This window comes from Nocardia nova (genome assembly GCF_002933465.1).
In the GTDB taxonomy this organism is placed as follows: Bacteria; Actinomycetota; Actinomycetes; order Mycobacteriales; family Mycobacteriaceae; genus Nocardia; species Nocardia nova_B.
Window position 1 is genome coordinate 50,985 of record NZ_PSZE01000018.1, and the last position, 14,082, is coordinate 65,066.

Annotated in this window: 16 protein-coding genes; 11 read left to right on the forward strand and 5 right to left on the reverse strand. The window is 68.9% G+C overall.

The annotated features are described in order from the left end of the window. Positions 1–8: 8 nt before the first annotated feature. Complete coding sequence (locus C5E41_RS20995) at positions 9–1,367, reverse strand: acetyl-CoA carboxylase biotin carboxylase subunit (protein ID WP_104377505.1); 1,359 nt, start codon at positions 1,365–1,367, stop codon at positions 9–11. Between the two features lie 14 nt (positions 1,368–1,381). Beyond that, positions 1,382–3,052, reverse strand: a complete 1,671-nt coding sequence (gene accA, locus C5E41_RS21000; RefSeq protein WP_104377576.1) for an acetyl-CoA carboxylase carboxyl transferase subunit alpha — start codon at positions 3,050–3,052, stop codon at positions 1,382–1,384. Between the two features lie 218 nt (positions 3,053–3,270). Here accA and C5E41_RS21005 point away from each other — a divergent pair, with 218 nt between their 5' ends. From C5E41_RS21005 to C5E41_RS21035, 7 genes are read left to right on the forward strand one after another with little or no spacing between them, the layout of a single operon-like run. Then, a complete protein-coding gene (locus C5E41_RS21005) occupies positions 3,271–4,539 on the forward strand; it encodes a beta-ketoacyl-[acyl-carrier-protein] synthase family protein (protein WP_104377506.1) in 1,269 nt (422 codons plus the stop codon). After that, the gene (locus C5E41_RS21010) at positions 4,536–5,750 is read left to right on the forward strand and encodes a ketosynthase chain-length factor (protein WP_104377507.1); all 1,215 of its coding nucleotides are present in this window, start codon (positions 4,536–4,538) and stop codon (positions 5,748–5,750) included. The genes C5E41_RS21005 and C5E41_RS21010 overlap by 4 nt, the downstream gene beginning before the upstream one ends. A 53-nt stretch (positions 5,751–5,803) precedes the next feature. After that, complete coding sequence (locus tag C5E41_RS21015; protein WP_030515841.1) at positions 5,804–6,061, forward strand: acyl carrier protein; 258 nt, start codon at positions 5,804–5,806, stop codon at positions 6,059–6,061. Beyond that, entirely contained in the window at positions 6,058–7,008 is a 951-nt protein-coding gene (locus tag C5E41_RS21020) for an aromatase/cyclase (protein ID WP_104377508.1), read from the forward strand. The genes C5E41_RS21015 and C5E41_RS21020 overlap by 4 nt, the downstream gene beginning before the upstream one ends. After that, on the forward strand, positions 7,005–7,937 hold the full coding sequence (locus C5E41_RS21025) for an MBL fold metallo-hydrolase (protein WP_104377509.1): 933 nt from the start codon (positions 7,005–7,007) through the stop codon (positions 7,935–7,937). The genes C5E41_RS21020 and C5E41_RS21025 overlap by 4 nt, the downstream gene beginning before the upstream one ends. Next, entirely contained in the window at positions 7,934–9,286 is a 1,353-nt protein-coding gene (locus C5E41_RS21030) for an FAD-dependent oxidoreductase (protein ID WP_104377577.1), read from the forward strand. Before C5E41_RS21025 ends, C5E41_RS21030 begins: the two co-directional genes overlap by 4 nt. Positions 9,287–9,345: 59 nt before the next feature. Further along, the gene (locus C5E41_RS21035) at positions 9,346–10,107 is read left to right on the forward strand and encodes an alpha/beta fold hydrolase (protein ID WP_104377510.1); all 762 of its coding nucleotides are present in this window, start codon (positions 9,346–9,348) and stop codon (positions 10,105–10,107) included. Here the strand turns inward: C5E41_RS21035 and C5E41_RS21040 are convergent. Next, positions 10,086–10,457 (reverse strand): winged helix-turn-helix transcriptional regulator, encoded by a 372-nt coding sequence (locus C5E41_RS21040; protein ID WP_104377511.1) that lies wholly within the window; start codon positions 10,455–10,457, stop codon positions 10,086–10,088. The two genes, C5E41_RS21035 and C5E41_RS21040, sit on opposite strands and share 22 nt — an antisense overlap. A 93-nt stretch (positions 10,458–10,550) precedes the next feature. Between C5E41_RS21040 and C5E41_RS21045 the strand changes: the two genes are divergently transcribed. Then, the gene (locus tag C5E41_RS21045; RefSeq protein ID WP_104377512.1) at positions 10,551–11,045 is read left to right on the forward strand and encodes a luciferase domain-containing protein; all 495 of its coding nucleotides are present in this window, start codon (positions 10,551–10,553) and stop codon (positions 11,043–11,045) included. 29 nt (positions 11,046–11,074) lie between these two features. Continuing rightward, positions 11,075–11,464, forward strand: coding sequence for a lipocalin-like domain-containing protein (locus tag C5E41_RS21050; RefSeq protein ID WP_104377513.1), 390 nt, complete (start codon positions 11,075–11,077; stop codon positions 11,462–11,464). On the opposite strand, the gene C5E41_RS21055 is transcribed toward C5E41_RS21050, so the two are convergent. Beyond that, on the reverse strand, positions 11,465–11,965 hold the full coding sequence (locus C5E41_RS21055) for an acetyl-CoA carboxylase biotin carboxyl carrier protein (protein ID WP_104377514.1): 501 nt from the start codon (positions 11,963–11,965) through the stop codon (positions 11,465–11,467). A gap of 15 nt (positions 11,966–11,980) precedes the next feature. Continuing rightward, the gene (locus tag C5E41_RS21060) at positions 11,981–12,763 is read right to left on the reverse strand and encodes an SDR family NAD(P)-dependent oxidoreductase (RefSeq protein ID WP_104377515.1); all 783 of its coding nucleotides are present in this window, start codon (positions 12,761–12,763) and stop codon (positions 11,981–11,983) included. A 189-nt stretch (positions 12,764–12,952) separates the two neighbouring features. Between C5E41_RS21060 and C5E41_RS21065 the strand changes: the two genes are divergently transcribed. Then, positions 12,953–13,372: a nuclear transport factor 2 family protein gene (locus tag C5E41_RS21065; RefSeq protein WP_104377578.1), complete on the forward strand. Its 420-nt coding sequence runs from the start codon at positions 12,953–12,955 to the stop codon at positions 13,370–13,372. 32 nt (positions 13,373–13,404) lie between these two features. Next, positions 13,405–14,016, forward strand: a complete 612-nt coding sequence (locus C5E41_RS21070; RefSeq protein ID WP_104377516.1) for a malonic semialdehyde reductase — start codon at positions 13,405–13,407, stop codon at positions 14,014–14,016. Positions 14,017–14,082 lie beyond the last annotated feature (66 nt).

The following is a 14,082-nucleotide window of genomic DNA, read 5'->3' on the forward strand; positions in this document are numbered from 1 at the left end:
GGCCACTTTCATTCCGGGGCGGTACCCTCGAACATTTCTTCCACCATCGCGGTCGTATGGGTACCGGCTCGGAATTTCGGCTGATCGAGGACGTCCAGCAGGAATTCGCGAGTGGTGCACAATCGTTCGCCGTCGACCCGGAATTCCGTCAGCGCCCGGTTCATCCGCGCTATCGCGGCATCGCGATCGGGCGCCCACACGATAATCTTCGCGAGCAGCGAATCATAGTTCGGCGGCACCGAATAACCCGCCCGGATATGGGTGTCGACTCGGGTGAACGGACCGCCGGGCGCGGTGAATTCGGAAATTCTGGCGGGTGTCGGCGAGAATCCGGCCGCCGGATTCTCGGCATTGATCCGGCATTCGATCGCGGCGCCCTTCGGCTGAATGCGATCCTGTGTCCATGCCAGCGGTTCGCCGGCGGCGATCCTGATCTGCTCGGCGACCAGATCGATACCGGTGACCATTTCGGTGACCGGATGTTCGACTTGAATTCGGCAATTCACTTCCATGAAGTAGTAGTTTCCGGCCGAGTCGAGCAGGAATTCGACGGTGCCGGCTCCGGTATATCCGGCGGCGAGCACGCCGTCGACCGCGGATCTGCCGATCCGCTCGGCCAGCCCGTCCGGCAGCCGCGGCGCTGGTGACTCCTCCACCAGCTTCTGGTGCCTGCGCTGCACCGAGCAATCCCGCTCGCCGAGATGGACGCCCGCGCCGAAGGTGTCACACAGCACCTGGACCTCCACATGCCGGGCGCGGTCGAGATACCGCTCGACATACACCCGGCTGTCGCCGAAAAGCATGCGGGCCGTGGCCCGGGTATCCCGGTACGACCGGGCGAAATCGGCGCTGTCGTGCACCACCGCCATGCCGCGCCCGCCGCCGCCGGCGACGGCCTTGATGATCACCGGATATCCGATCCGGTCGGCGAGAGCCTGCGCCTCGTCGAATTCGAGAGCGTCGAGACTGCCCGGCAGCAGCGGCAGCCCGGCCTTGGCCATCAGTGTGCGTGCCGACTGTTTGTCGCCCAGCTCGGCCATGACATCCGCGGGTGGCCCGATGAGGGTGACCCCGGCGGCCCGGCAGGCATCGGCGAAATCCGGTGATTCCGAAAGGAATCCGTAGCCCGGATGGATGGCGTCGGCGCCGGTGATCTCAGCTGCCGTCAGAATGGCGGCCGCGTCGAGATAGCTGCGTTTCGCCGCGGCCGGACCGATCCGCACGGCCTCGTCGGCGAAATCCACGACCGCCGAATCGTGGTCGGCTGCCGAATAGACCGCCACCGTGCGTACACCCATTTCCCGGCAGGTGCGGGCCACCCGCAGCGCGATCTCGCCGCGGTTGGCGATCAGAATCTTGTCGAACATTCGCGCCGCCTCTCTCACGCCGCCGTGCGAGCGGCCACGGGGAGTCCGAAGCGACGGAATCTGGCCCGCCGCTGCGCCGCCAGCTCCTCACCGCTGCGCCCGATCAAGGCTTGCAGCGTTTCGGCCAGGGCGCGGTGCAGCCGCTCGGCCGCCGCGTGCGGCGCCAGGGCACCGTCGTGGCCGAGCTCGGGCAGGACGCCGTCGACGATGCCCAGCCGCAGCAGGTCGCGGGCGGTGATGTGCAGTGCCGCAGCGGCTTCGGCCGAGGCGCTCGGATCGTTCCACACGATGGCCGCACATCCTTCGGGACTGATCACCGAGTAGACCGAGTCGGCCAGCATCAACACGCGGTTGGCGACCGCGAGCGCCAGCGCGCCGCCACTGCCGCCCTCGCCGATCACGACACTGATCACCGGAACGCGTAAGGCCGACATCAGGCGGATGTTCTCGGCGATGGCGATGGCCTGGCCCTGTTCCTCGGCGGTCGCCCCCGGATAGGCGCCCGGCGTGTCGATGAGCGTGACGACCGGCAGGCCGAGCTTCTCCGCCAGGCGCATGAGCCGGGCGGCCTTCCGATATCCCGGCGGTGTCGGCATGCCGAAGTTGCGGGCCATGAGCTCCTTGGGATCGTGGCCCTTCTGCTGGCCGATCACCATCACCGGCTGGTCGCCGAGCCAGGCCGGACCGCCGACGACAGCCGGACAGTCGGCGCCGATGCGGTCACCACGCAGTTCGAGGAATCCGTCGAACGCGAGCGCCACATAGTCCATTGCCGTGGGCCGGGTGATCTGCCGCGCCCGGTGGACCTGCTCCCACGCCTCGGTCTCGGGCAGCGACTGCGGATCGGTGACGATGCCGGCCGCCGCACCCGGTTCGCCGGTGGGGTCGACCGGGCCCGCGATGCGCAGCAACGAACCCAGCGTCGCGCGCAGGCCCGACCGGGGCACGATCATGTCGATGAGGCCGTGGTCGAGCAGGAATTCCGCGGTCTGGAACTGTGGCGGCAGTTCCTGGCGGATCGTCTGCTCGATGACCCGGCGCCCGGCGAAGCCGAGCCGGGCGCCGGGTTCGGCGATCAGCACGTCGGTCAGGGTCGCGAACGACGCGGCGACGCCACCGTAGGTCGGATCGGTGATCAGGCTGACGGTGAGGACGCCCGCGCGATCGAGCTGCTCGAGCGCCGCGCTGGTCTTGGCCATCTGCATCAGCGACAGTGGCCCCTCCTGCATGCGGGCGCCGCCGGACGCGGTGACGAGCAGCAGCGGAATGCGTTCGGCCAGGGCGTATTCCGCCGCCACGGTGATCATCTCCCCGACCGCGGTGCCCAGGCTGCCGCCGAGGAAGCGGAAGTCCATGGCGACGATGACGACCGCGGAGCCCTCGATGCGAGCGGTCGCGCATACGACGGCGTCGTGTAGTCCGGTGCGCGCCCGCGCGCCGGCCAGCCGATCGGCGTACGGCACGACGTCGTGGAAGTTCAGCGGGTCGTCCTCGGTGCCGGCGATCGGCAGCGGCTCGAACCGGCCCTCGTCGGACAGCTGGCGCAATCGCTGCTCGGCGGACAGGGTGGTGTGCCGGCCGCATTCGCCGCAGACGCCCAGGTCTCGCTCGAAACGCTTGCGATACAGCGGAATCCGGCAGCCCGGGCAGAGTACCCAGTCCGCGGTGTGGGAGCTTGGCGGCATCTTCACGGGTGTCTCCTGTGCTCGATCGGCCACGGTCAGCCGGACCACAGCGTCCGGTGTGCCCAGGTTCGCCCCGCGCCCTCGAGGACAGCTCGACCGCGCTGCTCGAGCGGGGCTAGAGCGGCCCGCTTCACCCTGATCGTGATCTCGGGGACTTTCGGGACTCTTCGGCGAGAAGGGACAACAGCTGTGTACGCCAATGCATTCGGAGGTTCGTTATGAACCGTCGCGTCGTCGTGACCGGGCTCGGGGTGCGCGCGCCCGGCGGTAACGGCAAGGACGAATTCTGGAAGTTGCTGTCTGAGGGACGCACCGCCACCCGCCGGATCAGCTTCTTCGACGCCTCGCCCTACCGGTCGCAGGTGGCCGGCGAGGCCGATTTCGACGCGTCCCGGGAAGGATTGTCGCCCAGGGAAATTCGCCGAATGGACCGCGCCGCGCAGTTCGCGGTGGTGTGTGCGCGGGAAGCGGTCGTCGACAGCGGTCTCACCGTCGACGCGCTCGATCCGCAGCGCGTCGGGGTCAGCCTCGGCAGCGCGGTCGCCGCGGCGACGAGCCTGGAACAGGAATATCTGGTGCTGTCGGACTCCGGCCGCGACTGGGTGGTCGACGAGAAGCACGTCTCGCCCTACATGTTCGACTACATGGTGCCGAGTGTGATGCCGGCCGAGGTGGCGTGGAGTGTAGGCGCCGAAGGGCCGGTCGCCATGGTGTCCAACGGGTGCACCTCCGGGCTCGACTCGGTCGGGCACGCGGTGCAGTTGATCCGTGAGGGCTCCGCCGACGTCGTGCTGGCCGGCGCCGCCGATACCCCGATCACGCCGATCGTGGTGGCCTGCTTCGACGCGATCAAGGCGACCACGCCGCGCAACGACGACGCCGAACACGCGTCGCGCCCGTTCGACAACTCGCGCAACGGTTTCGTCCTCGCCGAAGGCGCGGCGATGTTCGTGCTCGAGGAGTTCGAGAGCGCCCGCCGCCGCGGCGCGCACATCTACGCCGAGATCACCGGCTACGCGACGCGCTGCAACGCCTACCACATGACCGGTCTCAAGGCCGACGGTCGCGAGATGGCCGAGGCGATCCGGGTGGCCCTCGACGAATCGCGGGTCGACCCCACCGCCGTCGACTACGTCAACGCGCACGGCTCGGGCACCCGCCAGAACGACCGCCACGAAACAGCCGCGGTGAAGCGCAGTCTCGGCGAGCACGCCTACCGCACGCCCATGAGTTCGATCAAATCGATGGTAGGTCATTCGCTGGGCGCGATCGGTTCGGTGGAGATCGCTGCCTGCCTGCTCGCGCTGCAGCACCAGGTGGTGCCGCCGACGGCCAATCTGCACGAGCCGGATCCGGAATGTGATCTCGACTACGTCCCGCTCACCGCCCGTGATCACCGCATCGACACGGTGCTGAGCGTCGGCAGCGGCTTCGGCGGGTTCCAGAGCGCCATGGTGCTGCGCCGGCCGCAGGGAGTGCCGGCATGAGCGTCGTGACCGGAATGGGCGTGGTGGCGCCCAACGGGCTCGGTATGGACCACTTCTGGGACGCGGTGCTGGCGGGCCGCGGGGCGATCGCACCGCTGACCCGCTTCGACACCACCGGGTTCGGCGCCACACTCGCCGGCCAGGTGGCCGAGTTCGACGCCTCCGAATACCTGCCGAGCCGGCTGCTGCCGCAGACCGACGTCTCCACCCGGATGGCACTGGTTGCCGCCCAGTGGGCACTCGACGACGCGAAGGTCGACACCACCGCACTCACCGACTACGGCATGGGCGTGGTCACCGGAAACGCTTCCGGCGGTTTCGAATTCACCCACCGCGAATTCAACAAGCTGTGGTCGCGCGGCTCCGAGCACGTGAGCGTGTACGAGTCGTTCGCCTGGTTCTACGCGGTGAACACCGGCCAGATCTCGATCCGGCACGGCATGCGGGGACCGAGCAGTGCGCTGGTCGCCGATCAGGCCGGCGGCCTGGACGCGGTCGGCCATGCCCGGCGCACCGTGCGCCGCGGCACACCCCTGGTCGTCACCGGTGGCGTCGATTCGGCGCTCGACCCGTGGGGTTGGGTCTCCCACATCGCGGCCGGAACGGTCAGTACCGCAACCGATCCCGCGCGCGCCTATCTGCCGTTCGACGCGCAGGCGGCGGGCAACGTGCCGGGCGAGGGCGGAGCCATGCTGGTCCTCGAGGACGCAGCGGCGGCCCAGGCCCGGGGTGTGCCCGACTGTTACGGCGAAATCGCCGGCTACGCGCAGACATTCGATCCGCCGCCGGGTTCGCCGCGCCCGCCGGGACTGCAGCGGGCCATCGAGCTGGCGCTCGCCGATGCCGGACTGCGCAACGACGACATCGATGTCGTCTTCGCCGATGCCGCCGGTGTCCCCGACGCCGACCGTGCCGAGGCGGCGGCACTCGAGGCCGTCTTCGGTCCGGGCGGGGTAGCGGTGACCGCCACGAAACCGCTCACCGGGCGGCTGTTCTCCGGCGCGGGCCCCCTCGACATCGTCACCTGCCTGCTGGCCATGCGCGACGCGGTGATCCCGCCGACCGTGGCTACCACCGAACTCGCCGAAGGATGCCGGATCGATCTGGTCCGCGGCGAACCGCGCTCGGCCGACCTCGGCGCCGGGTTGGTGCTCGCGCGCGGCCGGTGGGGTTTCAACTCCGCGGTGGTCGTCCGCGCCCACCCGCGCTGACCCCGCAACAACAGCAACCGCACTATCCGTTCGAATGCACTCAGGAGCAGATCATGACCATCACCATCGACACCCTGCGCCGAATTCTCGTGGCCTGCGCCGGCGGCGACGAGGACGCCCCCGAACTCGCCGGCGACATCGCCGAGGTCGAGTTCGAGGAACTCGGCTACGACTCGCTGGCCCTGATCGAAACCGCCTCGCGTATCCAGCGCGAGTTCGGGGTGACGGTCCCCGAGGAACAGCTCATCGACGTCAAAACCCCGCAGGAGCTGATCGACATCGTCAACCAGCAGTTGGCGGGTGTGGCATGACCATCCGCACGACTCACACCCGTGTCGTCGAGGCGCCCGCGGACGAGGTCTACGGGCTGGTCGCCGACGTCGGCCGCTGGCCGGTGATCTTCGAACCCAGTGTGCTGGTGCGGCATCTGCACCGGGGCGCCGACGAGGAGCGGTTCCGGCTGTGGGCGACGGTGAACGGGCAGGTCACCGACTGGACCTCGCGCCGGACCCTGGACTCCGCCGGGCGGCGCATCACCTTCGAACAGGAACGCAGCCGGGCGCCGATCGCCTCCATGGGCGGGCAGTGGAGGTTCGACGAAACCGGTCCGCGCACAACGACTGTCACCCTCGACCACCACTTCACCGTGGCCGACGGTGTGGATCCGGACGTGATCACCGGCGCGGTCGACCGCAACAGCGTGGCCGAGCTGGCGGCGCTGGCACGGATCGCCGAGCTGGGCCATCCGGTCGACGACATCATCGTCACCTTCGAGGATCGCGTGACACTGGACGCAACGGCAGCCGAGCTCTACGACTTCGTCTATCACAGCGACCGCTGGCCCGATCACGTACCGCACGTCGGCCGGGTGGATCTGACCGAGGACGCCGACGGGGTGCAGCTGATGGAGATGGACACCGTCACCGAGGGCGGTATCCCGCACACCACCCGGTCGGTCCGAATCTGTGTCCCGGCCGAGCGCATCGACTACAAACAGCAGCTGCCGCCCGCGATGCTGTTCGGGCACAGTGGCGCATGGGAATTCGCCGACGATCCCGCCGGCGTGGTGGTCACCGCCCGCCACACGGTGGCGATCAACCCCGCCGCCGCGCGCGAAATCCTCGGTCCCGGTACCGGACTCGCCGAGGCACGCGCCTATCTCGGCGAGGCGCTGGGCACCAACAGCCGCAACACCCTGCTGTGCGCGGTGCGATACATCGCGGCCCGCCGCGCCGAATCCGCGAAAGCCCCGTCATGACGGCGACCGGAAGTTCGCGCCTGGCCGAGCCGGTGGTGCAGGAGGTGGCCGACGGTGTCTTCGCCTACACCCACGGCCACGGCGGCTGGTGCGTCAGCAACGCCGGCGTCGTCGCCGGGCCCGACGGTGCGCTCGTGATCGACACGCTCGCCACCGAGGACCGCACCCGCGGCCTGATCGAACACGTCGATCGGGTCGCCGGCGGGCCGGCGCGCACCGTGGTCAACACCCATCACCACGGCGACCACAATTTCGGCAACCATCTGTTCGGGCCCGCCGCGGTCCGCATCGGACACGACCGGATCCGCGCCGAGATGATCGAGACCGGGCTGGCCCTGACGCAATTGTGGCCGCAGGTCCGCTGGGGCGACGTACGAGTCACGCCACCCGCCGTCACCTTCTCCGACCGGCTGACCCTCCACGTCGGCGACCGGCGAGTCGAGCTGATCCATCTGGGTCCGGCGGCGCACACCACCAACGACGTGGTGGCCTGGCTGCCCGCGGAGAAGGTGCTGTTCGCCGGGGATCTGGTGATGTCGGGTGCGGCACCGTTCTGCTTGTTCGGTTCGGTCGAGGGCACCCTCGCCGCGGTCCGGACACTGGCCGAGCTGGGCGCGGAAACCGTTGTGGCGGGCCACGGCCCGGTCACCGGACCGGGGATCTTCGAGGACACGATCCGGTACCTGGAGTGGATCGGCAGGTTGGCGCTCGACGGCCGGGCATTGGGGCTGACTCCGCTCGGCATCGCCCTCGAGGCCGATCCCGGCGAGTTCGCCGATCTGGTGGATGCCGAACGAGTGGTCGGCAATCTGCATCGCGCATACGCCGAAGCGGACGGCGCGGCACCGGGGGCGCCGCTGGATGTGCTCGCCATCTTCGACGAGATGGTCGGTTACAACCACGGCCGGGTACCGGCGTGCCTGGCATGAGCGAGCGGGAAATAGGCACAGCCGAGCGGGAAATAGGCAGCGCCGAGCGGGAAATAGGCAGCGCCGAGCGGGAAATAGGCAGCGCCGAGCGGGAAATAGGCACCGAGACCGTCGATGCGTGTGTGGTCGGCGGCGGACCGGCGGGGCTGGTCGCCGGTGTGCTGCTGGCCCGGTCCGGAGCGAAAGTTATCGTGCTGGAGAAACATCCGGACTTCCTGCGCGACTTCCGCGGTGACACGGTTCATCCGTCGACGCTGACGGTGATGGACGAGCTCGGGCTCGCCGAGGAGTTTCTCCGGCTGCCGCATGTGCGGGCTCCGCAGCTGCCGATGGCGACCGCGCTGGGGCCGGTCGTGTTCGCGGACTTCCGCCGGCTGCCCGGCCGGTTTCCGTTCGTGGCGTTCATGCCGCAGTGGGACGTGTTGAACTTCCTCGCCGAAACCGGTCGCCGGTATCCGGGATTCCGTCTGCTGCAGCGGGCGGAGGTCACCGAACTGCTCGAGTCCGGCGGCACCGTCACCGGCGTGCGCGCTGCCACCCCGGACGGTCCGGTCGAGGTGCGAGCCCGTCTCGTGATCGCCGCCGACGGACGTCATTCGCTGGTGCGCACCAGCGGTACGCTCGCGGTGGCGGCCAGCCGGGCGCCGATGGACGTGTTGTGGTTCCGGGTGGGCAAACCGGCGGGCGAGAGCCTGCCGACGGTCCGCAGCGGCAAGGGCTTCTTCATCGTCTGCATCGATCGCGGCGACTACCTGCAGGTCGCCTACATGATCCCCAAAGGCGGATTCGAGGCGATCCGGGCCGGCGGGCTGCCCGGGTTCCGGGCGCAGCTCGCGGCCATCTATCCGGTGCTGGCGCCGGGTCTCGAGGCCGCGATCCGCGACTGGGACGATGTGAAGCCGCTCGATGTGCGGGTGGACCGGCTGCGCCACTGGTGCGGGCCCGGTCTGCTGGCGATCGGTGATGCCGCGCACGCGATGTCGCCGGCGGGCGGTGTCGGTATCAACCTCGCGGTCCAGGACGCGGTCGCCGCCGCGCGGCTGCTGGCGCCCACGCTGGCCGCCGGCGGTGTGCCGAGTCTCGCGCAGTTGCGCGCGGTGCAGCGCCGCCGCGAATTTCCCATGCGGGTGGTGCAATTCGCGCAGTTGCGACTGCTCGCCGACCTGTATCCGAACGCGGGCGGACCCAGCACCGACAAGCCGCTGCTGGCCCGGCTGCTGCGTCGCTTCCCCGGACTCTCGCACGTGGTGGCACGGGTGATCGGCCTCGGGATCCGGCCCGAGCACATCCCGCCGGCACACGGCGACCGTCTCATCGTTTCCGGTACCCAGTTTCGAGCACCCACCTAGTTCCGAGCACCACCTAGTTCCGAGCACCACCTAGTTCCGAGCACCCAGGAGGACCTGTCGTGTCGACCTATCTCCTCGTTCACGGCGCGTTTCACGGCGGCTGGGCCTGGCAGCGGGTGACCCCGCTGCTCACCGCGGCCGGCCACCGTGTCTTCGCGCCCTCACTCGCCGGCATGGGCGAACGCGCCGACGAACTCACCCCCGACGTGGGACTCGACACCCACGTCGACGATCTCGCCGACCTGATCGTCGCCGAGGATCTGCGGGAGCTGATCCTGGTGGGCCACAGCTATGCCGGGATCGTCGTCACCGCGCTCGCGGACCGGTTCCCGGACCGCATCGCCGAGCTGATCTACGTGGATACCTTCGTGCCACGAGACGGCGAAGCCGTCGCCGACATCATGCCGGAGATGGTCGAGGCGTTCACCACCGCGGCCGCCGCCGTCGGAGACGGCTGGCGCGTGCCCCCGCCGACCGAGCCGATGGGTGACAGCGGAATCAACGGCGTCACCGAGGAACCCGATCTGAGCTGGGTGGCCTCGATGCTGACGGCCCAGTCGCTGAAGACTTTCCACCAGCCGCTGACGCTGCGCAATCCGGACGATCTGGCGCTCGTTCCCGTCACTCACATCCACTGCAGTGAGGGCGGCGAGGCCTTCCAGGCGATGCGAGCGGCGATGCCGCGGACACTTCCCCCGGCGGACCTGCCCGCCGAACGGCTCAAGGTCCTGCCGACCGGCCACGACTGCATGATCACCATGCCGCGCGAATTCGCCGAGCTGCTGCTGGAGTCGGCGGCTCAGCGTTCGCCCGCGTCGTAGGCGGCGCGAGCCGCCAGCACCTCCGCCAGGTGCTCGTTCGACCACCGCGCGAGACCGTCGAACAACGGAGTGAGGGTGCCGGCCAGCGCGGTGGCCGCGTACTCGACGCGAGGGGGGACCTCGGGGTGGTAGGTGCGCCGCACCAGACCGTCGCGTTCGAGCTGGCGCAGCCGCTGGGTCAGCACCTTGGGCGTGACGCCCGGAATACGTTGCTGCACTTCGTTGAAACGCATCCGTCCGTCGTGGATCAGCACCCACAGCACCTGGGTGGACCAGCGGCCGAAGAACAGGTCGACCACCGGCGAGATCGGGCACGGATCCGCGACGGGCGGCGGCGTGACGGGCGTCATGAGCCCTCCTGGGCACTTTCCATTTGGTAACTACTATACTTTGGAAACTACTGTGTGACCAGAAGCCTTCACCGGCGCGAGAGGAGCACAGTGATGACTGCGACGGCACCGCACGGAAACCCGCGCCTGCCCCGGCGGCGCGGCGAACGCCCGCTCACCCGGCCACACAATCCGCATCAGCAGCTCACCCAGAATCCGGACGTCCGGCTCCAGGAAGCACTGTGGGCGCGCATGGCCACACTCGATGGCGTGCTGGCCGCCCGCAGTACGGTCTCGCTGCCCGACACCCGCGCCCTGCATCTGCATCCCGATCTCGCACACGGCCCCGAGGACGCCTTCCTGGCCGGCACCGAATTCGCGCACCTACACGGGCACGCCGACGGCAGCCTGCATCTGCGCCTGCCGGAATCCGCTGCCGCCGAGGCTATTTCGGCCGGCTGGGCCGAACAGCATCCGATGGCTCGCGCCGGCGTCCTGCCGGCGACGCTGCTGATGGTCTACGGCCCGCGCGACGCCGACGAACTGGAACAGGTCTGGCAACTGGTGCGCGCCTCCTACGACTACGCCCGCGGGAACGCTCGAGCATGATTCGAGCGGCGGCACGCATCGTGAGGACCATGACTGCGACTGATCTCGTCGGCACCTGGGAACTGGTGTCCTACTACGACATCGACGACGCGGACGTGCGCAGCGAGGGGCCACTGGGCCCGGCGCCGCGTGGTCTGCTGATCTATACCGCACAGGGCTCGGTCTCGGTGAGCATGATGCGCACCGGCGACACCGCCGCGGCGACCCCGTTCATGGGCTACGCCGGAACCTGGCGCACGGCGGGAACGGCGGTGGTGCACGCGATCAGTGTCTGCTCCAATCCGGCCTGGGCCGGCACCGAGCAGGTACGCCAGATGTCACTCGACGGTGACGTGCTGACCCTGATCGGCGCCGCGCAGGTGGACGGGCGGACCCAGCGCCGCATTCTCACCTGGCGCAGGTCCACCCGTCCGTGGTGATCACTCCGGCGAGTACGAGAACAGAGGTTCGTCGAATTGCACGGATTCACCGTCCTGTTTGAGGATCGCGGTGACGACCCCGCCCGCCTCGGCCGTCACCGGGATCATCAGCTTCATCGCCTCCACGATGCCGACCTGACGCCCCGGCGACACACGGTCGCCGACCGCCACGAACGGCTCGGCACCGGGCTGCGGGCTCCGATAGAACACTCCCACGCTGGGTGCGCGGATCACCGGATCGGCGACCGTCACCTCGCTCGCGGAATCGGTCGCGGGTGCCGGGGCCGCGCCCGCACCCACGACCGCCTCCGCCGGCCCCTGTGGCCACTGGGCCTCGACGGTCACCGCACCGACCTGGATCCGCAACCCGCTGGGCTGTGCGGGGAAGCCGGCCAGCAGCCGCAGCGCGCCCGACTGGATGGCGTCGAGCACTTGCAGATAGTCGTGCTGAGCGGCATCGAGTTCCCGTGCAGGGGTGACGTTCTCGTCCATTGTTGTCATGACGGCGCTCCGTGGTCAGTAGTTGCCCAGGCCGCCACAGACATTCAATGCCTGTGCGGTCACGGCGGTGGCGGCCGGCGAGATCAGGTAGTCGATCATCGCGGCCACCTCGTCGACCCGGACATAGCGGCCGATCGGCACGCGGGCGCTCACCTGCGCGTGTACCTCGTCGGTGTCGACACCCCACAGACCCGAGTACACCTCCCGAACCCGTTCGGCCATCGGCGTTTCCACGAACCCCGGGCAGACCGCGTTCACCGTGATTCCGGTCTTGGCCAGCTCCAGCCCCAGCGCCTTGGTGAAGCCGACGACCCCGTGCTTGGAGGCCGAATAGGGCGCGCCGTGGAGGACACCCTGCTTACCCCCGGTCGAGGCGATGTTGACGATCCGCCCGCTGCCCCGGTCGAGCATGCCGCCGGCCGTGAGCGCGGCCTTGGTGGCATAGAAGACGCTGTGCAGGTTGGTTTCGATCACATCGAGCCACAGCTCGTCCTCGATCTGCGCGGTCACGCCGCCACCGCTGCGCCCGGCGTTGTTGACCAGGATGTCGACCGGCCCGAATCGCCGTACCCCGGCGTCGACGTACTCCCGGATCTGGGCGGCGTCGCGGACGTCGCAGCCCACTCCGTCCACCGCGAATCCGTCGTCCTGCAACTGCTTGGCCGTATCGGCCACCCGCTGCTCGTCCCGGGCACAGATGAACACCGCAACACCCTGTGCCGCCAGGTTTTTCGTGATCTGCAAGCCCATCCCGCTGGTCGCTCCGCTGACCAACGCCACGCGCTGACTGTCCGCCATATCTCCTCCATCGGTGCTGGATCCGGTTACACCGGCCCGTCCGGCCACCAGCGTCGCGAAAGGCCCTATAAGACCGGTCAAACCGGTGCGGGCTCGACCGAATCTCGAGTGCCGTCGGCGACCGTGGAGCGCGATCGAGGTCCGCCCGGAATCCCGGCGGCCGCCACACCGTCTTCCGAGGAGCCGTCCATGACCACTGTCGCCAGCCGTGCCGAGCTGTACGCCGAGGTCCAGCAGTTCTACGCCGATCAGATGCAGCGCCTGGACAACCGCGACATCACCGGCTACGCCGAAACCTTCACCGAAGACGCCGAATTCGAGCACACACCGGGCCGCCCGCCCGCGCGCACCCGCGCCGGGATCGTGTCGGATCTGGTGGAGTTCCACAAACGCTTCGACAGCGATCCGATGCAACGCCGGCACTGGTTCAACATGATCAACCTCTCCCCGCGCGAGGACGGCAGCATCGTCGCCACGATGTACTGCCTGGTGGTCAAGATCCGGCCCGGCGCCGCGCCGGAGATCGCGCCGAGCTGTGTGGTGCACGACGTGCTCGTCCGCATCGACGGTGAACTGCGCACCCGCTCCCGCCGAGTCACCCACGACTGACCGAAACCACAACCCCGACAAGGAGTTACGCTGTGAGCACCGCTCAACCCACCACCCGCCTGACCCTCGCGGCGCAAGCCCAGGACCTGCTGTTCCGCACGGCCCGCACCGCCAACACCTTCACCGACGAACCGGTGAGCGACGAGCAGATCCGCGACATCTACGACCTGATCAAATACGCGCCGACCTCGATGAATCAGCAGCCGCTGCGTATCGTGCTGGTGCGCGGCGCCGAGGCCCGCGCCGCCCTCGTCGAGCATATGCTCGACAACAACAAGCCCAAGACCGAGAAGGCGCCGCTGACCGCGATTCTGGCCGCAGACCTGAACTTCCACGACCACCTGCCGAAGGTCTTCCCGCACGCGCCCGACGCCAAGGACTACTTCGCCGACGACGACTACCGGGCCGAATCGGCACGGTTCAACGCACTGATCCAGGTGGGCTACTTCATCCTCGGCGTCCGCGCCGCGGGCCTGGCCGCCGGTCCGATGAACGGGTTCGACGCCGCCGGTGTCGACAAGGAGTTCTTCCCCGAGGGCACGCACCGTGCGCTGGTCGTGGTCAATATCGGCAAGCCGGGCCCCGACGCCTGGTACCCGCGCTCCCCGCGGCTGGAGTACGACGAGGTCGTCACAACCGTCTGACCTCGGCCCCCCGAAGCCCGATCGGAATATCCGATCGGGCATTTCGTGGTTTCTCGAAGGGACTTT